The 17,482-nt window shown below is 55.6% G+C and carries 16 protein-coding genes; 5 read left to right on the top strand and 11 right to left on the bottom strand.

What is annotated here, in order from left to right:
- Positions 1 to 106 precede the first annotated feature (106 nt).
- The 3 genes from NZD89_RS25400 to NZD89_RS25390 form a co-directional block, all read right to left on the bottom strand.
- Positions 107 to 1,885: an ABC transporter ATP-binding protein gene (locus NZD89_RS25400; RefSeq protein WP_268005445.1), complete on the bottom strand. Its 1,779-nt coding sequence runs from the start codon at positions 1,883 to 1,885 to the stop codon at positions 107 to 109.
- Positions 1,885 to 3,639, bottom strand: a complete 1,755-nt coding sequence (locus tag NZD89_RS25395; protein ID WP_268005444.1) for an ABC transporter transmembrane domain-containing protein — start codon at positions 3,637 to 3,639, stop codon at positions 1,885 to 1,887. The genes NZD89_RS25400 and NZD89_RS25395 overlap by 1 nt, the downstream gene beginning before the upstream one ends.
- Before the next feature lie 338 nt (positions 3,640 to 3,977).
- Positions 3,978 to 4,607: an O-methyltransferase gene (locus NZD89_RS25390; protein WP_268005443.1), complete on the bottom strand. Its 630-nt coding sequence runs from the start codon at positions 4,605 to 4,607 to the stop codon at positions 3,978 to 3,980.
- Positions 4,608 to 4,872: 265 nt separating this feature from the next.
- Between NZD89_RS25390 and NZD89_RS25385 the strand changes: the two genes are divergently transcribed.
- Together NZD89_RS25385 and NZD89_RS25380 are read left to right on the top strand one after the other, a co-directional pair.
- The gene (locus NZD89_RS25385; RefSeq protein ID WP_268005442.1) at positions 4,873 to 5,910 is read left to right on the top strand and encodes a phosphodiester glycosidase family protein; all 1,038 of its coding nucleotides are present in this window, start codon (positions 4,873 to 4,875) and stop codon (positions 5,908 to 5,910) included.
- Complete coding sequence (locus tag NZD89_RS25380) at positions 5,910 to 6,809, top strand: hypothetical protein (RefSeq protein ID WP_268005441.1); 900 nt, start codon at positions 5,910 to 5,912, stop codon at positions 6,807 to 6,809. Before NZD89_RS25385 ends, NZD89_RS25380 begins: the two co-directional genes overlap by 1 nt.
- 54 nt (positions 6,810 to 6,863) lie before the next feature.
- Here NZD89_RS25380 and NZD89_RS25375 read toward each other — a convergent pair whose 3' ends face one another.
- The 6 genes from NZD89_RS25375 to NZD89_RS25350 all read right to left on the bottom strand — a co-directional run bounded on the left by NZD89_RS25375 (position 6,864) and on the right by NZD89_RS25350 (position 12,596).
- Positions 6,864 to 7,781, bottom strand: a complete 918-nt coding sequence (locus tag NZD89_RS25375) for an aldo/keto reductase (RefSeq protein WP_268005440.1) — start codon at positions 7,779 to 7,781, stop codon at positions 6,864 to 6,866.
- Positions 7,782 to 7,842: 61 nt separating this feature from the next.
- The gene (locus NZD89_RS25370) at positions 7,843 to 8,793 is read right to left on the bottom strand and encodes a L,D-transpeptidase family protein (protein WP_268005439.1); all 951 of its coding nucleotides are present in this window, start codon (positions 8,791 to 8,793) and stop codon (positions 7,843 to 7,845) included.
- A 270-nt stretch (positions 8,794 to 9,063) separates the two neighbouring features.
- Positions 9,064 to 9,999, bottom strand: a complete 936-nt coding sequence (locus NZD89_RS25365; RefSeq protein ID WP_268005438.1) for an NAD-dependent epimerase/dehydratase family protein — start codon at positions 9,997 to 9,999, stop codon at positions 9,064 to 9,066.
- Positions 10,000 to 10,068: 69 nt separating this feature from the next.
- Positions 10,069 to 11,238: an iron-containing alcohol dehydrogenase gene (locus NZD89_RS25360; RefSeq protein WP_268005437.1), complete on the bottom strand. Its 1,170-nt coding sequence runs from the start codon at positions 11,236 to 11,238 to the stop codon at positions 10,069 to 10,071.
- 26 nt (positions 11,239 to 11,264) lie between these two features.
- Positions 11,265 to 12,029, bottom strand: coding sequence for a glucose 1-dehydrogenase (locus tag NZD89_RS25355; RefSeq protein ID WP_268005436.1), 765 nt, complete (start codon positions 12,027 to 12,029; stop codon positions 11,265 to 11,267).
- A gap of 108 nt (positions 12,030 to 12,137) precedes the next feature.
- A complete protein-coding gene (locus NZD89_RS25350; RefSeq protein ID WP_268005435.1) occupies positions 12,138 to 12,596 on the bottom strand; it encodes a DUF420 domain-containing protein in 459 nt (152 codons plus the stop codon).
- A gap of 247 nt (positions 12,597 to 12,843) precedes the next feature.
- On the opposite strand from NZD89_RS25350, the gene NZD89_RS25345 reads away from it, so the two are divergent.
- Together NZD89_RS25345 and NZD89_RS25340 are read left to right on the top strand one after the other, a co-directional pair.
- Entirely contained in the window at positions 12,844 to 13,821 is a 978-nt protein-coding gene (locus tag NZD89_RS25345; protein ID WP_268005434.1) for a GGDEF domain-containing protein, read from the top strand.
- Between the two features lie 228 nt (positions 13,822 to 14,049).
- Entirely contained in the window at positions 14,050 to 14,343 is a 294-nt protein-coding gene (locus NZD89_RS25340; RefSeq protein ID WP_268005433.1) for a hypothetical protein, read from the top strand.
- 158 nt (positions 14,344 to 14,501) lie between these two features.
- Here the strand turns inward: NZD89_RS25340 and NZD89_RS25335 are convergent, their stop codons facing one another.
- Together NZD89_RS25335 and NZD89_RS25330 are read right to left on the bottom strand one after the other, a co-directional pair.
- Complete coding sequence (locus NZD89_RS25335; protein WP_268005432.1) at positions 14,502 to 15,668, bottom strand: cytochrome P450; 1,167 nt, start codon at positions 15,666 to 15,668, stop codon at positions 14,502 to 14,504.
- Positions 15,669 to 15,853: 185 nt separating this feature from the next.
- Positions 15,854 to 16,687, bottom strand: coding sequence for a L,D-transpeptidase family protein (locus NZD89_RS25330; protein ID WP_268005431.1), 834 nt, complete (start codon positions 16,685 to 16,687; stop codon positions 15,854 to 15,856).
- A gap of 292 nt (positions 16,688 to 16,979) precedes the next feature.
- Here NZD89_RS25330 and NZD89_RS25325 point away from each other — a divergent pair, with 292 nt between their 5' ends.
- Positions 16,980 to 17,339, top strand: coding sequence for a YidH family protein (locus tag NZD89_RS25325; protein ID WP_268005430.1), 360 nt, complete (start codon positions 16,980 to 16,982; stop codon positions 17,337 to 17,339).
- The last annotated feature ends 143 nt before the right edge of the window (positions 17,340 to 17,482 follow it).

The following is a 17,482-nucleotide window of genomic DNA, read 5'->3' as shown; positions in this document are numbered from 1 at the left end:
TGCGACAATCTTCACGCCGGCCATCTAGAAATGACTTTGACGCATCACAAAGAGGACTGAGTGCCATCATGCCCCTCAGTCCTCTTTTTCAATGTGCGAATCTACGTCAGGCTCTTTCTCCGACACCTTTTTGAAGCAAGTACATCTTGTGATACAGCCCGCCGTGATTCAACAATTCCTGGTGCGTTCCACGCTCGACAATCTCTCCATGCTGAAGCACGAGAATCAAATCCGCATCTTGAATCGTCGAAAGACGGTGCGCGATGGCGATGGTCGTTCGCCCCATTCGCATGCGCCGCAGCGAGGTCTGAATCGCCTCTTCCGTCTCTGTGTCAATGCTCGCGGTCGCCTCGTCCAAAATCAGGACCTTCGGGTCTCCTGCAATCGTACGGGCGAACGACAACAATTGTCGCTGCCCACTCGAAAATGCGGCACCGCGTTCCTTGATCCGGTGTTGGAAAGAGTCCGGGAGCTGGGCGATAAACGGATCAGCTTGAACGAATCGGGCCGCCCACTGCACCTTATCGTCGTCGACGCCGTTTCGGCCGAACCGGATATTGTCCGCAATCGTTCCGGTGAACAAGGTGGAGTCTTGCAAAACTAGACCAAGTTGCGAGCGAAGCTCACCGTCCTGATAGCGTTCCAGTGGTACCCCATCAATGCGGATTTGTCCCGAAGTGTAAGGATAAAATCGCATTAGCAAATTGACAATCGAACTCTTCCCGCTGCCTGTGTGCCCCACGAGCGCCACCGTTTGACCAGGTTTCACGTGAAAAGAGATTTTCGAGAGAACTGGGTGTACGCCGTCATACGAAAATGACACGTTCTCAAACACCACATCTCCGCGTGTGATCCTTGGGTGTTCGCCCCCTTTGCCCACATCCGCCAGGGACGTTTCATCGAGCAGCCGAAACACGCGATCCGCCGCCACCAAAGCCTGTTGTAAAATGTTGAGCCGCTCCATGATGGTGTTGATTGGTTCGAAGAAACGTTCTAGATAGTTGACGAACGCGTATATCACGCCGACGTCCACCACGCTCGTCAATGAGTGAAAGCCAAAAAAGGCAATCACTAAAATGAGCGTGGCGTAGTAAATGATGTCGACGAGGGGACGCAACATCATGGAGTTTATCTTGATATTGCGCACGCGCGCTTGTTTGTACGCGTTGTTGACGCTTGAGAACTGCTGGATGAGTCGCGCTTCTTGCCGCATCGCCTGAATTAAGTACATGCCTTGCAGGGACTCGTTAAGCGAGGCATTCAACTCGCTGAGGCGGTGGCGCGCCAAGTGAAACACCCGAAAACTCAATCTCCGGTACATCGCCATGATGAACAGAAAGACCGGGATGAGCAGTAGGCAAATCAGCGCCAATTGAACACTTAGTGCAAACATGGAGATGAGAATCCCGATGGTTAAGATGCCGTTCTGCAAAAACGGTGCGAGCGCACTTGTAAACAAGTCCTCAATCGCCTGCGTGTCGTTGGTGATGCGCGAGATGAGAGAACCCGCAGGCGTTCGGTCGAAGAATGAGACAGAGAGGCGCTGTACCTTCGAAAACACCTGCACCCGAAGCGTCTGGATGACGTGCTGCGACACGCGTTGGAACAGGATCATCTGCGTATAGTTGCCTGTCGCGGTGATCCACTGCAACACGAGGTAGGAAACCGCCAGCAGGATGATGTCCGTCGGCGGAAATGACTGTACCGCCAGGTATTTGTCGATGAACGTCTTCATGAGTATCGGCCCGAGTACATCTGTGACGGTGGCGAGGACCAGAATGCCCATGGCGCCGGCCACGACATTTTTGTGCGGGGAGGCATAGTGGACGAGGCGCCGGAGCACACCTTTGCCGACGGTGTATACGTATTCTTCGGCGTGTTCCATTACACAGCACCTCCTTGCTCCACCATGGCTTCGAGTTGTTGGTGTTCATACATGGTCGCGTACCAGCCGCGCTTCGCCATCAGTTCCGAATGCGTACCGCGTTCGGAAATGCGGCCGCCTTGCAGCACCAGAATCAAATCGGCGTGTTCCACTGCCGAGAGCCGGTGGGTGGCGATGAGCGTCGTCTGCCTGCCGCCGCGAGACTTGATCCCGGCGAGAATCGCCGCTTCCGTTCGGGCGTCCACGGCCGACAGACAGTCGTCGAGCATCAGGATATCGGTGTCTAAGAGCAAGGCTCGGGCGATAGAAATACGCTGTTTTTGGCCGCCTGACAACGTCACACCCCGTTCACCGACCAGCGTGTCATAGCCCTGTGGAAACCCGAGGATGTCGTCGTGGACACTAGCCAGTTTCGCCACCGATTCAATTTCGTCCCTCGTGGCACCAAATCGCCCGAACGCGATGTTGTCCGCCACTGAAGCCGAGAAGAGAAAGTGGTCTTGTGGGACGTACGCGATGTGGCGGCGGACTTCGTCGAGTGTTACACCGTAGATAGTGTGCTCGCCGATGAAAATATCTCCGTCGTCGACGTCAAATTCTCTGAGCAAGAGGCGTAACAGCGTCGTTTTCCCACTGCCGGTCTTGCCCACGACGCCAAGCGTCTGACCCGGCTTCAGCGTGAACTGGACATCGAGGAGTGCGGCGTCGTGACTGCCTGGATAGACAAATCGCTGAATCTGGTACGTCAAGTCCCCGGATTCGACGTGGTGCAGCGCATGCGGTGGATCGACGATGTCGGGAGCGATGGACAAGATGGCTTGAACTCGGTCATGCGAGGCCCGACCGCGCTCCACGATGTTAAACAGAAAGCCAAACGCGAGCATCGGCCAGATGAGTTGCCCGAGGTAAATGGAGAAACTGGTCAAATCACCGAGCGTCAGCTGATGGTGAACCACGAATACCGCGCCCACGGCGAAAGCCAGGAAGAAACTCGCGCCGACGATGACTTGAATCGTCGGGTCAAACAGCGCATCGATGCGCGCGACTGCCATGTTTTTCTGAACGACGTCCTGTGACAGCGCGCTAAATGACGCGATATCGTTGTCCTCCTGACCAAATGCTTTGATGGCGCGCACGCCGTTGACACTCTCGTGAACTTTGTCGTTCAAGTCGCTAAAGGCAGCTTGTGCCACTTCGAAGCGACGGTGCAGGATGTTTCCGTAGCGACTCGTCGTGTACGCCATAATGGGCATCGGCAAGAGCGCTGCAATCGTCAGTTTCCAGTCAATCGTCACGGCCATCGTCGCGATGACGAGCAGGCCGGTGGAAATCGAGTCGACGAGCGTCAAGATGCCATCCGTCGCCGTCGACTCGACGGCCTGAATATCGTTTGTCGCGTGCGCCATGAGGTCCCCGACGCGGTGCTTCTGATAGAATGTCGGCGACATTTTACTCAGGTGCTGGAACAGGCGCAGGCGCAGCGTCGTCGACAATTCGATGGCGGAGCCGAACAGCAGGACGCGCCAGTAGTACCGCAGCACATACATCGCGGGTGCCATGAGTCCGATGGAGACGACGGAGAGCCAGACGAATTGGGCGGTCAGCGTGTGGTGCTGGACGTGATCGACGAAGCGGCCAATGATTCTCGGTGGAAAGAGGCCGATAAAAGAAACGGATATAAGTAGTAGGATACCGATGGTATAGTGTTTTTTTCGCGTCTTAAAAAACCACATCAGATCTAGAAAGACGTGCATGGTGGGCGTCCCTTCTTATGGGGCCTAGAGTGGGCCGAGTAGAAGTGTTGAGAGTGGAATTCAGATGGTTCTGAACATGGTTGAGAGCAGGGTGCAATGGTTCACTCCTTCAAAGAGATACTTTGGGGTGTTTACTCTCTGTGAGCATACCACACTTTAACAATTTTCGACTAGAGGCAAGAAAAGCGCCCGAAGCGGGCGGATTGCCCTGTCATCGGACGCTTACACCGCGCATAAGCGCGTCTTGCTCCGTCAACCGAACGACCTTCGTCAACGATTCGTGTCTGAAACGGGGTGAACGCCATCTAGACAAAAAGGTCACTCGTATTGAGGAATGGTCAATTGCGCACCCGCGCGATTGCGAAGCCATCGTGTGCGGAGAGGATGGTGGCATCGAGTCGCGGATGCGACATCCACGTTTGGTTAAACGCGCGGACGGCCACAGGTGACGGACTTTGGTTCGACTCGTCGAGCACTCTGTCGCGCAACAGCACGTTGTCGGCTATCAGTACCGTTCCTGGGACCGACATCGACAAGGCGTATTCTAAGTACTGCGGATAGTTTGGTTTATCTGCGTCGATAAACACGACGTCAAACGTCGAGCCACCCTCTGCGAGGGTTCGAAGTGACGTCAATGCGTCCCCGAGCAGAATCTCGACGCGACTGGTCAAGCCTGCCCTTGCGATGTTTGCCTCTGCTAACCTCGCGTGTTCCTCGCGGACTTCAAGTGAAGTGACGGACCCGTCCGCGGCGAGGCCCCGTGCCAGGCAAATCGCGCTGTATCCCCCGTATGTCCCGATTTCCAACACCCTTTTGGCCCCGGTGGTCGCTACGAAAATGGTGAGAAGTTTGCCCAGTTCAGGTTTGACGGACATCGCCGGAAGTCCAGCCTGTGAAATAGATTCGACGGTTTGACATAGAATAGGATCAGCGGGAAAAAGTCGTTCGATATACTCCGCTCGATTCATCTTTGGTGCACCTCATTTGACGCTGATTTCATCTCGATATGTTAACATTTCCACCGCTGATGGTAACTCATAATCTCTACATAATTTCCAATCCCTCGACGAAATTGTAACAGATCTATCTCTAGCGATTTTTGGAGTTGCCTGATGATTTTTGTCGATTAGAATGGTATAAGGATATTCTGACTGTAATCTGTCCAAAGTATGCTCATATTCCGTAAACGGATAAAATCAAGCCAAATCAAATCGAGTAGGTGTCTGTCTATATATGAGTCGTGGAAAGCACAGTAAGTCGAAAGAAGGAGCACAGCCGAAAAAAAAGACTGGACACCCCGTCCTCCGCTGGATCGGATACGTCGTCTTTGGCGTCGTCTACTTATACGTCTCGACGTCTCTTTGGATCTTCCAAGGGCCTTTCCCAGCGCTGAAGGGGTATTTGATTGACAGCCTGGATGCCACACGGCACGGTTATTTGCTGCGTCCGCTGTCATTGTACACGCTTCCCGAATCGGTGATTCGACAGAATGCGTTGTCCGAGCAATTGGTGACGACGACGAAGCCCATCAATGACATCACGCGGGAAAATTTCGATACGCACGACGGATCGATTCAAGAGATTACGGACAAGGAGAGTCTGTTTACTGCCTACATCCTGCTCGTGAAGGACCCGAAGCGAATTAAGGTCGTCGCGACGAAATATTTGCACCAACACGGGCAAACGGTTTCGGACATGGTGAAGGAATCGGGAGCTGTAGCGGGCATCAACGGCGGCGGGTTCGTCGATACGAACCAACAGGGCACAGGGGCCTACCCGCAGGGGATCACGATGCACGACGGTCAGCTTTTGAGTATCACAGGCTCGACGACCCAACCGCAACCGGTCATCGCGTTTACGGCTGGCGGGCAGATGATAGCGGGTGCGTACTCACTGCCACAGCTGCGCGGGTTGAACACGCAGGAGGCCGTCGGTTTTGGACCTGTCCTCGTGCAGGATGGGAAAGCCGTCACGACGGAGAGCGACGAGGGGAGAAATCCGCGTACAGCCATTGGCCAGACGGCGGATGGCACAGTGATTCTCATCGTGACAAACGGCCGTGAAATCAATCAACCAGGTGCAACGTATGACGACATTAAAGCCTTGATGCTCAAATATCACGCGACTATCGCAGCGAATCTCGACGGCGGATCATCGACCACCATGGTCTACAATGGCAAACTCGTGAACACCCCGTGGGATGTGCTCGGTGAAAGAGAAGTCTCTACATCAATAGTAGTTATGCCGGAGTCGGGCAAAGGAGGCCAATGATGGCGCGCAAAATCGGGAGAAAACTGCTGGGGTTCGTAGCCATCGTCACGGTCGTTCAGTTGGGGGTGTTTTATCACTACAACCATCTGTTCAGCGTAGCCAATAAGGGAGTGCAATCCCTGCTGAACAACCAGGCCAAGCCGGAGTCCTTGTCGCAGACGGAGCAAGCAAAGGTGAAGCAATTGCGCGCTAAATACAAGTTTGTAACCGTCTCACCGGACGACCAATACGCGACGTACGTCGATGGGGCAAACGTTTTACACATCTACGATTTGGAGACGAAGCAAGAGGTCAGTGCGGCGAAGAACACGTATCCGGTGCAGTACATCTCCTGGATCTCAGACGAGAACGTGTTCGTCGGAGAACGAGTTCAGCCAGGTAACCTCGAATTGAAAACGGTGGATGTAGACGATGGTTCGCAGGTCATCGTTCAGGATTTTGCGCAACTCGCGCCAGATGCCGCGTTTGCAAAAATTGCGTTCAGTCAATACACGAACGATGTGTACATCTTGATCAACACCAGCACCACGAGCGTCATCTACCATATTGACACGATGAAACACGTCGACGAGGTGCCTATCGGCGGTCGGTATATTAAAAACATCGCCGTGTCGGACACGCAGAACCGATTGTATTTCGAGGATCGACTGAACGGATCATACAACGTTCTGTATTTTGATAACAATTATGTGGCGCATCGCGTGCAGTTGAATGCCGCATTGATATCGGTGGTCGGGAACACGGTTTACTATGGGGACATCGACAGCAATGGGGATGTCACTTCGGTGTATAGCGAAGATCCGTCCGGAAAGTCTACTCTGATTCAGACGTTGCCAACACCGACGCCGGCGTCCAACATCGACGTGACCGATGATGGTCAGCTGCGGGTGAACGAATAAGGTTTTGCATTGGGCCGATTCGACGCGTGTCGTAGTAATCGGCCCAATTTTTGTTCAAGGGAACGGGCGGTGCTCGGCATACGAATTTTGCCGGACGGCGCGCTGTAACCTGCCGATTTCCTCAGATGTGAGGGGGGCGACGTTCGCCGTGTCGATGTTTTCGGAGAGTTGTAACATGCCACTCGCCCCAGGGATGGCGGAGGCCACCACACTCGGGTGAAGGGAGTATCGCAGACTCGTTTGACCGGAGGTCCGCGATGGATTGACGAGTTCCCGGACGGCATCGCGCGCCGATTGCACCTCTGCCTTATTTCGATCCACGTACCGTTCCTCGTCGCCAAACGGTTTCTCGAGGTTGGAGAGGAGGCCGCGCGCGACCGGGCCGCGTGCGATGACAGATACACCGTGCTCCGCAAGTGTGGGAAACCACTCTTCAGGCCTCCTGTCTAGCAGGCTGTACTGCATCATTACGCTGTCGATATTCGATCCAGCGAGGTACCGCAAAATGACATTTGGTCGGATGGAAGAGATTCCGTAGGCGCGAATTTTCCCCTCTTCCCGCAGCCTTTCCATCAGCTCCACGATGTCCTCAAACGGGTCTTCCATCGTTCCACCGTGCAGTTGGTACAAGTCGATATAGTCCGTCTGCAACCGGCGAAGGCTATTATCCACCGCTTGTCGGATGTAGCGGGGCGATGGATCCCAGGTCCATCCGGGTTTTCCAGGTTCAAACCGATTGCCCACCTTCGTCGCAAGTACGACGTCATGACGCCTGTCTGCCAATGCCGCACCGATGATCTCTTCGTTTTTCCCCTGGTCATACAAGTCAGCCGTGTCGAAAAAGCGCACGCCTTGGTCAAACGCAAAGTGCAACAAAGCGGAAGCGGTAGTTTCGTTCGTGCCGATAGACATGCAGCCAAAGCCGATCTCGCTGACGTGAATCTCGCTGTGACCCAGTGGTCGACGTTGCATGAAACCGTCTCCTTCCGTTGCTAGTCACTCCGATTCTAGCGCAGAAATAGGAGCGAACCAACTACGAAGAACGCACTGACACGAGTGTCCCGAGGGAGACCATGTTATACACCGTCTGTGCGGTTGCGATAGGAATTTCCACGCAGCCCATGCTCTGCGGTGACCCATAGGACGCGCGGGGGAATCCGTGGACGGCCTCGCTTTGATAAAAGTAGTTCACATAGGGAACGCCGGGATCATCGTAGGTGGTGCCCCAAGGCGTCGTCCCTTTCATCTCCTGCGATTGATAGCGCAGATAGATGGGCCACGTACCAAGTGCGGTCGGGCTCTGGCTGATCCCGGTATTAGTGGGAGTTTCCAGGGCCACAGTACCATTCTTCCACACCTTTAGAACCTCGGTGGGGTGTTCGGTCACGGTAATGAACAGATAAGGTGCCTGTGTCGTCTGTTGTGCCTTGAGCGCGGCACTAAGGGCCTGCCAGACCTGTGGTCCGGCAACGCCGTCGACCGCGAGGTGGTGGTCGTCCTGGAAACGCATGAGCGCGCCCTCGGTGATCACATTGTCCGTGAGCGGGGACCAGAGCGTGCTCAATTGCCCGGCCGTTCCTTTATCTTTCCAAGCATATCCACCCGGAAGTGGTGCTTTTGTTTGGCTTAAGGTCTGCATGGCCACAGTTGTTGTCATCTGGCGTGCAGGCGTGAATTGCACAGGCATATAGCCAAGAAGGCTGAGGCTCTCATTGAGATAGCTCGCCATTGCCGTGTCCGATCCAAGTTTGACCATGGGTGGTGGGGTTGGCTTGGTTGTCGTTTGCTTCGCTGACGGCGTACCCGAATCTCCTTCCGAAGAATGTTCTGTGTTTTTGGATTGGTTGTTGCCTGTGGTTTGGTTTGAGATAGTTTGAGTGCGGTTTGTGGCGGGAGCGTAGTTTGTCGCACAGCCGGAAACGGCCATCAGTACGCCCACGCACAGAAGGGCTGCGCTGGCGCGCAAGAAATTCGGGATGTTCAACTGTACACCTTCTTTGCTAGCCTCTACGTCATGCCATACAACGTATTCCTAGCGAGGTGCTGATATGTCGGGCCAATGGTAGATGAGGTAAAAAAAGGACAACCCTCGAATGTGCTCTCCGGAATCAGGGGACTGAATAGGAAGCGAAGTGGCGAACACAGGCGGTTTGGGGGATCACCCCACTCGCCAATAGCGTGGGGCAGAACTGCAAAATGAATGTAGCGCGGGCCAGCTTGGGGCCCGCGCTGCACAGACGAGATAGATTGGGGATTACGCTCTCTGGCTGTTCAGCCAATCAAGCGTCTTTTTCACACCTTGCTCGAGGCTCGTCCTCGGGGTCCAACCAAGCACTTCCTTTGCCTTCGTGCAGTCGAGAACGCTGCGGCGCACGTCGCCAACGCGCTCGGAAGCGTGGTGCAGCGGCAGCGTCGAGCCTGCGATCCTAGCGATGAGATGATACACGTCCTCCGTGTGAATCTCTTCGCCACTGCCGATGTTCAGGATTTCGTCGTTGGCGCCGGTCAGGGCCAGGACGTTTGCCTCTGCGACGTCTTCCACGTAGACGTAGTCGCGCGTCGTCCCGCGCGGCTGGTCGGCGTAGGCGAACACCGTCGACGGCTTATCAGAGAGGATGTTGTTCATGAAAATCGGAATGACGCCACACTCTCCGTCTGCAATTTGGTTCGGACCATACACGTTCGCATAACGCAGTACAGTGTAATGCAGGCCATAGGTCACGCGGTAGAAGTGAAGGTATTTTTCGCCCACGTATTTGTGAATGGCATATGGGGAGATCATGACCGGATTGACGCTTTCATCCGTCGGAATCACAGGTGCGTCGCCTGCGAGCGCGCCGCCGGAGGAGATGAAGATGAACTTGCGGACTGCGTGCCTGCGGCAGCATTCGAGCAGGTTGAGTAGACCCATCACGTTAAATTCCGCGTCATACTGTGGGTCTTCGACCGATTTTGGAACGGATTTTTGCGCAGCGTGGTGGTTGACCACATCCGGCTTCTCGCGGGCAAAGACCTCCTCGAGTTCGTCGGAGCGAATGTCCATCATGTAGAATTTGGCCTTTGGATGAACGCGACTCTGCGTGCCTGACGTAAGGTTGTCGATCACGACGACCTCATGACCGGCCTCAATATATGCGTTAACGACGTGGGAGCCGATAAATCCGGCACCACCAGTGATGAGAATCTTCACAGGAGCACATCCCTTTCAAGTAACTGTCAATGCCTATTCAAGATACCACAATTCGTCCTATCCGCAATTTTACAGTCCGACCTGTCGGAACGTCTCGTCGAGAATGGTGCGATAGGCGTTTGCGTCGATGGTGCGGACGTTACTCTCTGTCGAATTGTTGGCGAGCGCCAGTTCGACGATTTTTTCGCTGTCCTCTCGGGACACGCGCGGCAGTGACGACAGCGCCGGGATCTCAAGCTCTTGTAACCAAGCTTCGATACCGGTCAACAACTTTTCCACCGCGGTCGTTGGCTCGTCCCCGTCGGAGGCCATCCCCGTCATGCGCGCGACATTGGCGTGCAATGCCACGTGCTCCTGCGCGTTGTACTTGAGAACCGGGAGCAGGAACACTGCGTTCGCCAGTCCATGCGGCGTATCGTATAAGCCGCCGAGCGCTTCTGCCAGACAGTGCACGGCCGCGACGTCCGCCGACCCAAAGCACAACCCTGCCAGCAGGCTGCCCAGCAGCATGTCAGACCTCGCCTCCAAATCGAGCGGGTCTCGATACGCTTTCGGCAGCGCTCGAACGATGAGCCCCATCGCCTGCGCGCCGAACGCCTGCGAAATGGGCTGCGTTCGCCTGCAAGTGTACCCCTCTATCGCGTGAACCAATGCATCCACGCCGGTGGCCGCCGTGATCGGGCGAGGGACGGTGATGGTGAGGGCGGGATCGAGAATGGCTAAGGTGGGTCGGAGCCACTCGTGTTTCAGCGTCATCTTGCGGTGTGTTGACTGTTCCGTGATGACGGCGCTTCGGGTGACTTCCGAGCCGGTTCCGGCCGTCGTTGGAACGCACGCAACGGGCGCCAACCCGCCATATGCGCGCTTGCCGTCGGCGTAGGCTTGTGGCGTGCCGCCGTGGCGCGCCAACAGGGCAATCGTCTTCGCGGTGTCCATCGCGCTGCCACCACCTACGGCGACGACGGCATCACACCAACGCGACTGCAGCAGTTGTGCGCCCGCCAGACAATCCGCATCGCGGGGATTCGGTTGAACCTGGTCAAACAGCGTGACGGTGTAGCCGTGCCGATGGAGCGGTTGAACCACTTTCTCGACAATTCCCGCCTCGATTAGTCCTGGGTCAGTGACGACCATCAACCTGCGGCCGAATCCAGCCGCCTGGAGTTTCTCGGGCAGGCGCTCGACCGCGCCCACACCAAAATCGATTTGGGTCGTGCACATGTATTGAAAGGACGTCATCCGGGTTTATCTCCTTTCGAACGCTATTAATCTGGTTCGTAGATCATTTTCTTCGTCATCCCGCCGTCCACGACGAAGTTTTGACCCGTGATAAACGACGATTCCTTCGACGCGAGAAATAGACATAGATTTGCGATGTCATCTGGGACACCGACGCGCCCGACAGGGTGTTGTTCGTCGTCCTCTCGACGGTGGTGGGGGATGGTTCTGTCCCGTGCTCTCTTCCAATCGCCAACTTCAATCCACCCAGGCGAAATGGCATTCACGCGAACGTCTGGTCCCAGGCTGATGGACAATGCGTGGGTGAGCGCCACGATGCCGCCCTTCGAGGCCGAGTACGGCTCTGTATTGGCCTCGGACATCAGCGCGCGGGTGGATGCCATGTTGATGATCACACCAGGAGACGCTTGGCGCAAGAAGGGTGCGGCATACTTTGCCATGAGAAAGGGGCCGCGCAAATTGACGCCGATGACCCGGTCCCAGGCCTCGACTGGAAGGCTCTCGATTGGCCCGCCGTCAAACTTCGCGGCGTTGTTGATGACGACGTCGATACGCGCTTCCTTTTGAGCGACTCCGTCAATCAGGGCCTTTACCTGCTGCGCGTCACTGACGTCTGTATGCACAAATCGACCTGTATATCCCCGTTCGTCAAACGCCTCCATCGCTTCGCGTCCAGCTTCTTCGTCGGCATCGGCGATGATGACATTTGATCCCGTGCGGGCAAACGCGTAACTGATACCCAGACCGATACCTTGTGCACCGCCAGTTACAATGACGACTCGTTTCGTCATCTAAATCACCTCTCGTCCATTTCAGCATTAGCATATTGCGGTGGGAAAGGAAAGGGGTTGTCCGACGCGCAGCGTTGCCGCGCAGTCAGACACCCCTTCGCTGGAAACTCAATGTCCGAGGTACGAGTGCCAGAGGTTTGCCGTCGGGCCGGGTGTAAACACCACGTAGAGCAGCAAGAAGACGACGAGCCCCGTCGCCGCCGTAACGAACCAAATGACGACGGTCCAAGGACCGATCTTCCGGTGCCGAGAGAAGCGTCCGCGCGCGGCATAGACGAGGGTTATCACCCCGAAAATGGCAGCGATTGTCGCGAGGACGGAGTGAGCTTGCAGAAAGACATAATAGAACGTATTTAACGATTTGGGTCCACCAAATTCCGTGTCACCGATGAAAAACGTCTTGGCCGCATATATAATGAAAAACAAGGCAGCAAACACGACGCCCGTGAGCATCCAGCGACGATGGATGCGAACGCGGTGTTTACGGATATACACCCAACCAATAGCAAAACAGATTGCACTGATAATAATGCAGGCTTCATTTAAGTAGGATACGAAGACATCCACTTGTACACCGCCTCTCAATTCACTAGCAGGAATTTTATCAGATGTAATTGTGCAAAACACGGTCTCCAAATTACAATTCGAAGTCTATACATACGTTGTTACATATTTGTTCACCGTTTATTCCCCAGATGTTCTCCATTTATAAAATTCTAAATTCACAACCCACGTAAGATTATACTGATATTTACTATCTTACGTAATTGTGTATAGTAGGAATGGACAGGTGGAGGGAGGCGCATAACCGCTCATGCAACGACTAGCCGAGTTCATTCAAGAGTCGCGAACGTGGTCGCGAGCGGTGCGCGGTACCGACCTTCTTAGGCGGGTCGCATACGCATTGCGCCATCACCTCGACATCGATGCGGGAATATTCATCTATAAGAGGCGCTTTTTGCGCAACCACCTCGGACAGCTCGATACGAGCGTCCGGGTCTATGAGTCCTGGGGAATGGCTGGTCATCGGGAGCAGTTGGAAAGCTTAGTTCAAACGAGCAAGTGGTGTTTAGGAACCCCTTCGTTTGAATGCAGTGGGGTGTGGGAGCCCATCTTTGCATTGCCACACAATTGGCAGCATCACTTTGAACGATCCGGCATCGCCCATGTTGGTGCCTGGCCGGTACTCGACGTCGACCGCGTTCCGATTGGCGCAATGGTGCTTGGGCGCCGCCAAGGGTCGGTCATCCATGACGAGGACGTCCTGTCTGTGTGTGCTGAACAGGTGTCGCTCATCGTAGAATTGCTCGTGGAGCGCCGGAAGGCTGAAGACTACAGTCGGCGCGATCCGCTTACGGGGATCTTCAACCGTCGTGGGCTGCTGCATTTTCTGCCGGACGTTCAGGCGGATGCGAAGTCATCAGGGGCCGGCATCGTCGTCGGAGTGGTCGACGTGAACTCCTTTAAGCGAATCAACGATGAATACGGACACGCGCGAGGGGACGACGTGCTTCTCGACATCGCCAGCACGTTGTCGGATGCTATTGGGCAGCACGGCCTCGCCGCCCGCTTTGGCGGCGACGAGTTCGTCTTCTTGTACAGTGCGCCGGGAGTGACGGCTGAACAGGTGCGCCAGGAGGTCATAGACCGGTTTCAGGCAAAGCCGTACGAGGTGTGCGTGGGGTGTGTCTTCTGGATCGAGGAGATGGACTGGCCCATGTGCCTCGACGCCGCGGACGCCCATCTCTACGCGCGAAAGGGCTATGCCGAACAGCGCCGCGAGCATGTTTAGCCGATGGCATTCGAGCGTGGACCGAATAAACCGCTGATTCATCATCATGCGGTTCGCCGTGGTGGAAGAAAATTTAAGCAAATATCGCTCTGATGATTCATATGTTTTGATCAGGCACACGGAGTGACACGAATCTATCGCTCCTCGTAGCTGCGAATGTATTTTTCGTTGCAATCGTGGCCACGCTGTTGCCAAGAGAGGCATTTTGATAGCGGGGAGCGGTGCAGGTTGAATAAAGTGATCACGGAGACGATGCGCTTGCGCGAAGTTTCGCAGGCAGTATGTGAAATTTGGTATTCCTACGCCGAGGGGTTCTTGCCGAAGTTGACCGGAACGGCACAGGACGACAAGTTGTACCAACTCATTGATGCGAGAATGCCGCGCGGCTGGACAGCCTCCATTCAACCCTCGGGATCTGTGTATGCAACTTGTCCCGTATTCGTGAAAAGAAAGTCGTTGGGTGTTCTCGTCGTCGAGAAACGCTCCGACGGACATCAACGAATATTTGAAATTGCGCTTTGACTGGTCATCATCTTCCACAATATAGGCTGTGTTGAGGTCTTGTGACCCTGTCAGATTGACATCGCGTGGCCGTCATACGGTGAATACGCCATCACGACCAACCGCCTGAGGGCATTGCGCCTCAGGCGGTTTATATTTTGTGCCTGTGGTAACTGGGGTTATCTGCGGCGGCTCTCAAGTCGCGTCGGCATGGTCTGGAATCCGTAGACGAGTCTGGTCGGCACCGGCTTGCAATCCGCGAGCGACGGGATCTGCACAGACGCATACCGCGCTAACAGCGCCTCCAGCGCAATCTTTGCCTCCAATCGCGCTAGCGGTGCCCCAAGGCAGTAGTGGATGCCGTGCCCGAAGGCGATGTTGCGCGCAGGTCGATGGATCTGAAATTTCTCGGCGCCTTCATAGACTTTCTCGTCGCGATTGGCGGACCCAATCCAAGCGACGAGGTGGCTCCCGGCTGGGATGGTGACCCCGGATAGCTGCACCTCGTGTTTGGAGGTGCGATACATGTGTTGGACGGGCGAGCGGAACCGCAGCACCTCTTCGATAAAGGGCGGGATGAGTCCTTTATCCTCTGCGAGTTCATCCCACAGCGCCGGCCGCTCATGTAACGTGTAGAGCGCGTTGGATAGAAGGTTTGTCGTGGTTTCGTTGCCGGCGACGAGGAGGAGGATGCAGAATCCGAGGATGTCGATTTGCGACAGCGACTCGCCGTCGACTTTCGCGTCGACGAGGCCGCTGATGAGGTCGTCTTTTGGTGCCTCTACGCGCCCTGCAATCATCTTCGAAAAGTACTTGACCATCTCTCGCTGCGCGTCGCTGAACGTCAACTCTTCGCCCGCGTCCAGCTGCCTCGAACCCGAGATAGTTGCGTCCGACCACTCTTTGAAGCGCGCACGCTCACTGGATGGGACGCCCAACAATTCGGCGATGACGATCACCGGCAACGGCGTCGTCAGCCTTTCCACGATGTCGATCTCAATATCCCCCTGTGGCAACGCATCGAGGAGATCCGCCGCAATCTGTTCGATGCGCCCGGCGAGATCGTCGATAGCGCGGGGGGTAAATGCCTGCGACACCAGTGTGCGGAGTTGGCGGTGACGGGGCGGATCAGAACTGATTAGACTGGCGCTGATAGGGTTGCTTGGGTCGTCTGTGGTACCGCGCTGCGACGAAAACGACTCGTGGTCGGATAGCACTCGCTTGACGTCGTCGTGGCGAAACACGTGCCACGCACCGCTGTCCTCCTGCCACACCGGCTGATTGGAACGCATGTACTCGTACCAAGGAAATGGGTCGCGCAAATCGTACGTTGGCCTATTGAACACGTCGCACCCTCCAGTTCGTCTCACTTTACTTTACGCAGCAAATATTTTACACCCTAAGTTACCCGTTCGCGGCTGGATCGTGGGGAAAATTTTCGGTCACTCGAGTCACCAGCGGACATCCGCCTGCTTGCAGCAACTTGTCCAACGCGAAGCCGCACGGGGATGCCGCGGCATACCCGCACCTGTTACGGCTCTACGTCCCCAAGCGCAATGTCGTATCGAGACTGAATGGCCACGATGGTCTGTGGGCCCACGACTCCATCTGGCGTCAACTGGTAGGCCCGTTGGAATGCTTGCACAGCAGCTTGTGTCAGCGTGCCATAGACTCCGTCGGTGGGTCCGGTATAGTAGCCAAGGACCCGAAGCATCTCTTGTACTTCGGCGATGTCACTCCCAGGCGTCGTCCCTCGGTAGAGCAACCTGGTCGTCGCCAGTTGACCGGTCACCGTGACGAGGGTGCCCAGCGGCACGGTGTCGAAGACGGTGGCCGCGTCGGCGTTGGCAAGTCGTACACAGCCATGGCTCACAGATTGTCCGATGGAGGTCGGATCGTCGTTGCCGTGAATGGCATATCCCCCGTTTGGTACGGATAGGCGCATCCACGCCGACCCAAAAGGGCCGCCTGGGTTCGGTTCCTTTTCAATGATGACCCAGTTGCCGATGGGCGTCGGGGTGCTTGGCTTGCCCGTGGCCACACGGTACGTGGCCGTGAGGACGTTCGTGGTATAAAGCGCCAGGAAATTGCGCTCTGTGTCGACGACGATATGATACCTTCCGCCACCCCAGTCGACTTGCCCGATGCCCAGTGCGACCCACGTATGTGGCCCCACAATCCCGTCTGGCTGCAGGCCGTTTGCGGATTGAAACGCAGTCACTGAGTTCGCCGTCGCCTGGCCATAAATGCCGTCCGAAGACCCATTGTAGAAGCCAAGGACCGTCAGTCGCCGTTGCACGGCAATCACGTCGGGACCGCTCATGGGTGGGGTCGTCAGGCGGAGAAATCGACTGGCAATTATCACGGCACACACCTTCTCCTCGTCGATAATTTCGTTCGACCAATCCGATCAATAGTCTGATCTATGAGGTGACCCCCGGTTTCGTGACAAATTGACCCGACAGTTGCGGCGGGGCGGATCGACATGCATGTCCGACAAAGAGGCGGTCGATGATAGAGCAGGAGGGCGCAGAGCGAACAGGAGCGATTCTTGTCCGTTCGAACCGCAAAGTGCAAGCTGATTTGACCCTACTTCGATAATTTGTGTTGGATCGGGCGTTAAGCTGCAGCGTTGTAGAAAAGGCGGATGGTAACCTGTGCGCGACGACAACGAAGCTAAGTACGTACAACAACATTTGGCCAATGAACGCACTTTTCTAGCGTGGATCCGCACCGCAATTGCGATTATGGGCGTCGGCTTTGTGACGACGAGCCTGCACTTTGAATTGCGCGGTGTCGCGAGTAGCAAGGCGGATGTGCTGATCAAGGCAGTTGGGTACGCGAGTTTGGTACTCGGCTGTCTCACGTTTGTCTCCGCGACCTTGGCGTATTTGCGCAAGCGTGCTGGCATCAACCGGGGCGAGTTTCGGGCATCTTCGTGGATCGTCATGTTTTTGGCCGTCGCCTTGATCCTCATCGCGGTGATCTTTGGACTGTATCTCTATAACGCGTATTAGTCTGCTCCTCGATTTACCCCGGAATTGTGCGAATTACCCCATACGTTCCATTTCATCAGATGACTCAAGTGGGCATTCCGGTCAAATTCTCGAAAGGACGGTGAGCGAGGTGACGCGCGCGAATGGTTGTACTTGTGGTTGCA

Origin of the sequence: Alicyclobacillus fastidiosus (assembly GCF_026651875.1) — a bacterium.
Lineage (GTDB): Bacteria > Bacillota > Bacilli > Alicyclobacillales > Alicyclobacillaceae > Alicyclobacillus > Alicyclobacillus fastidiosus.
This window is presented reverse-complemented; position numbering and strand designations above follow the sequence as displayed.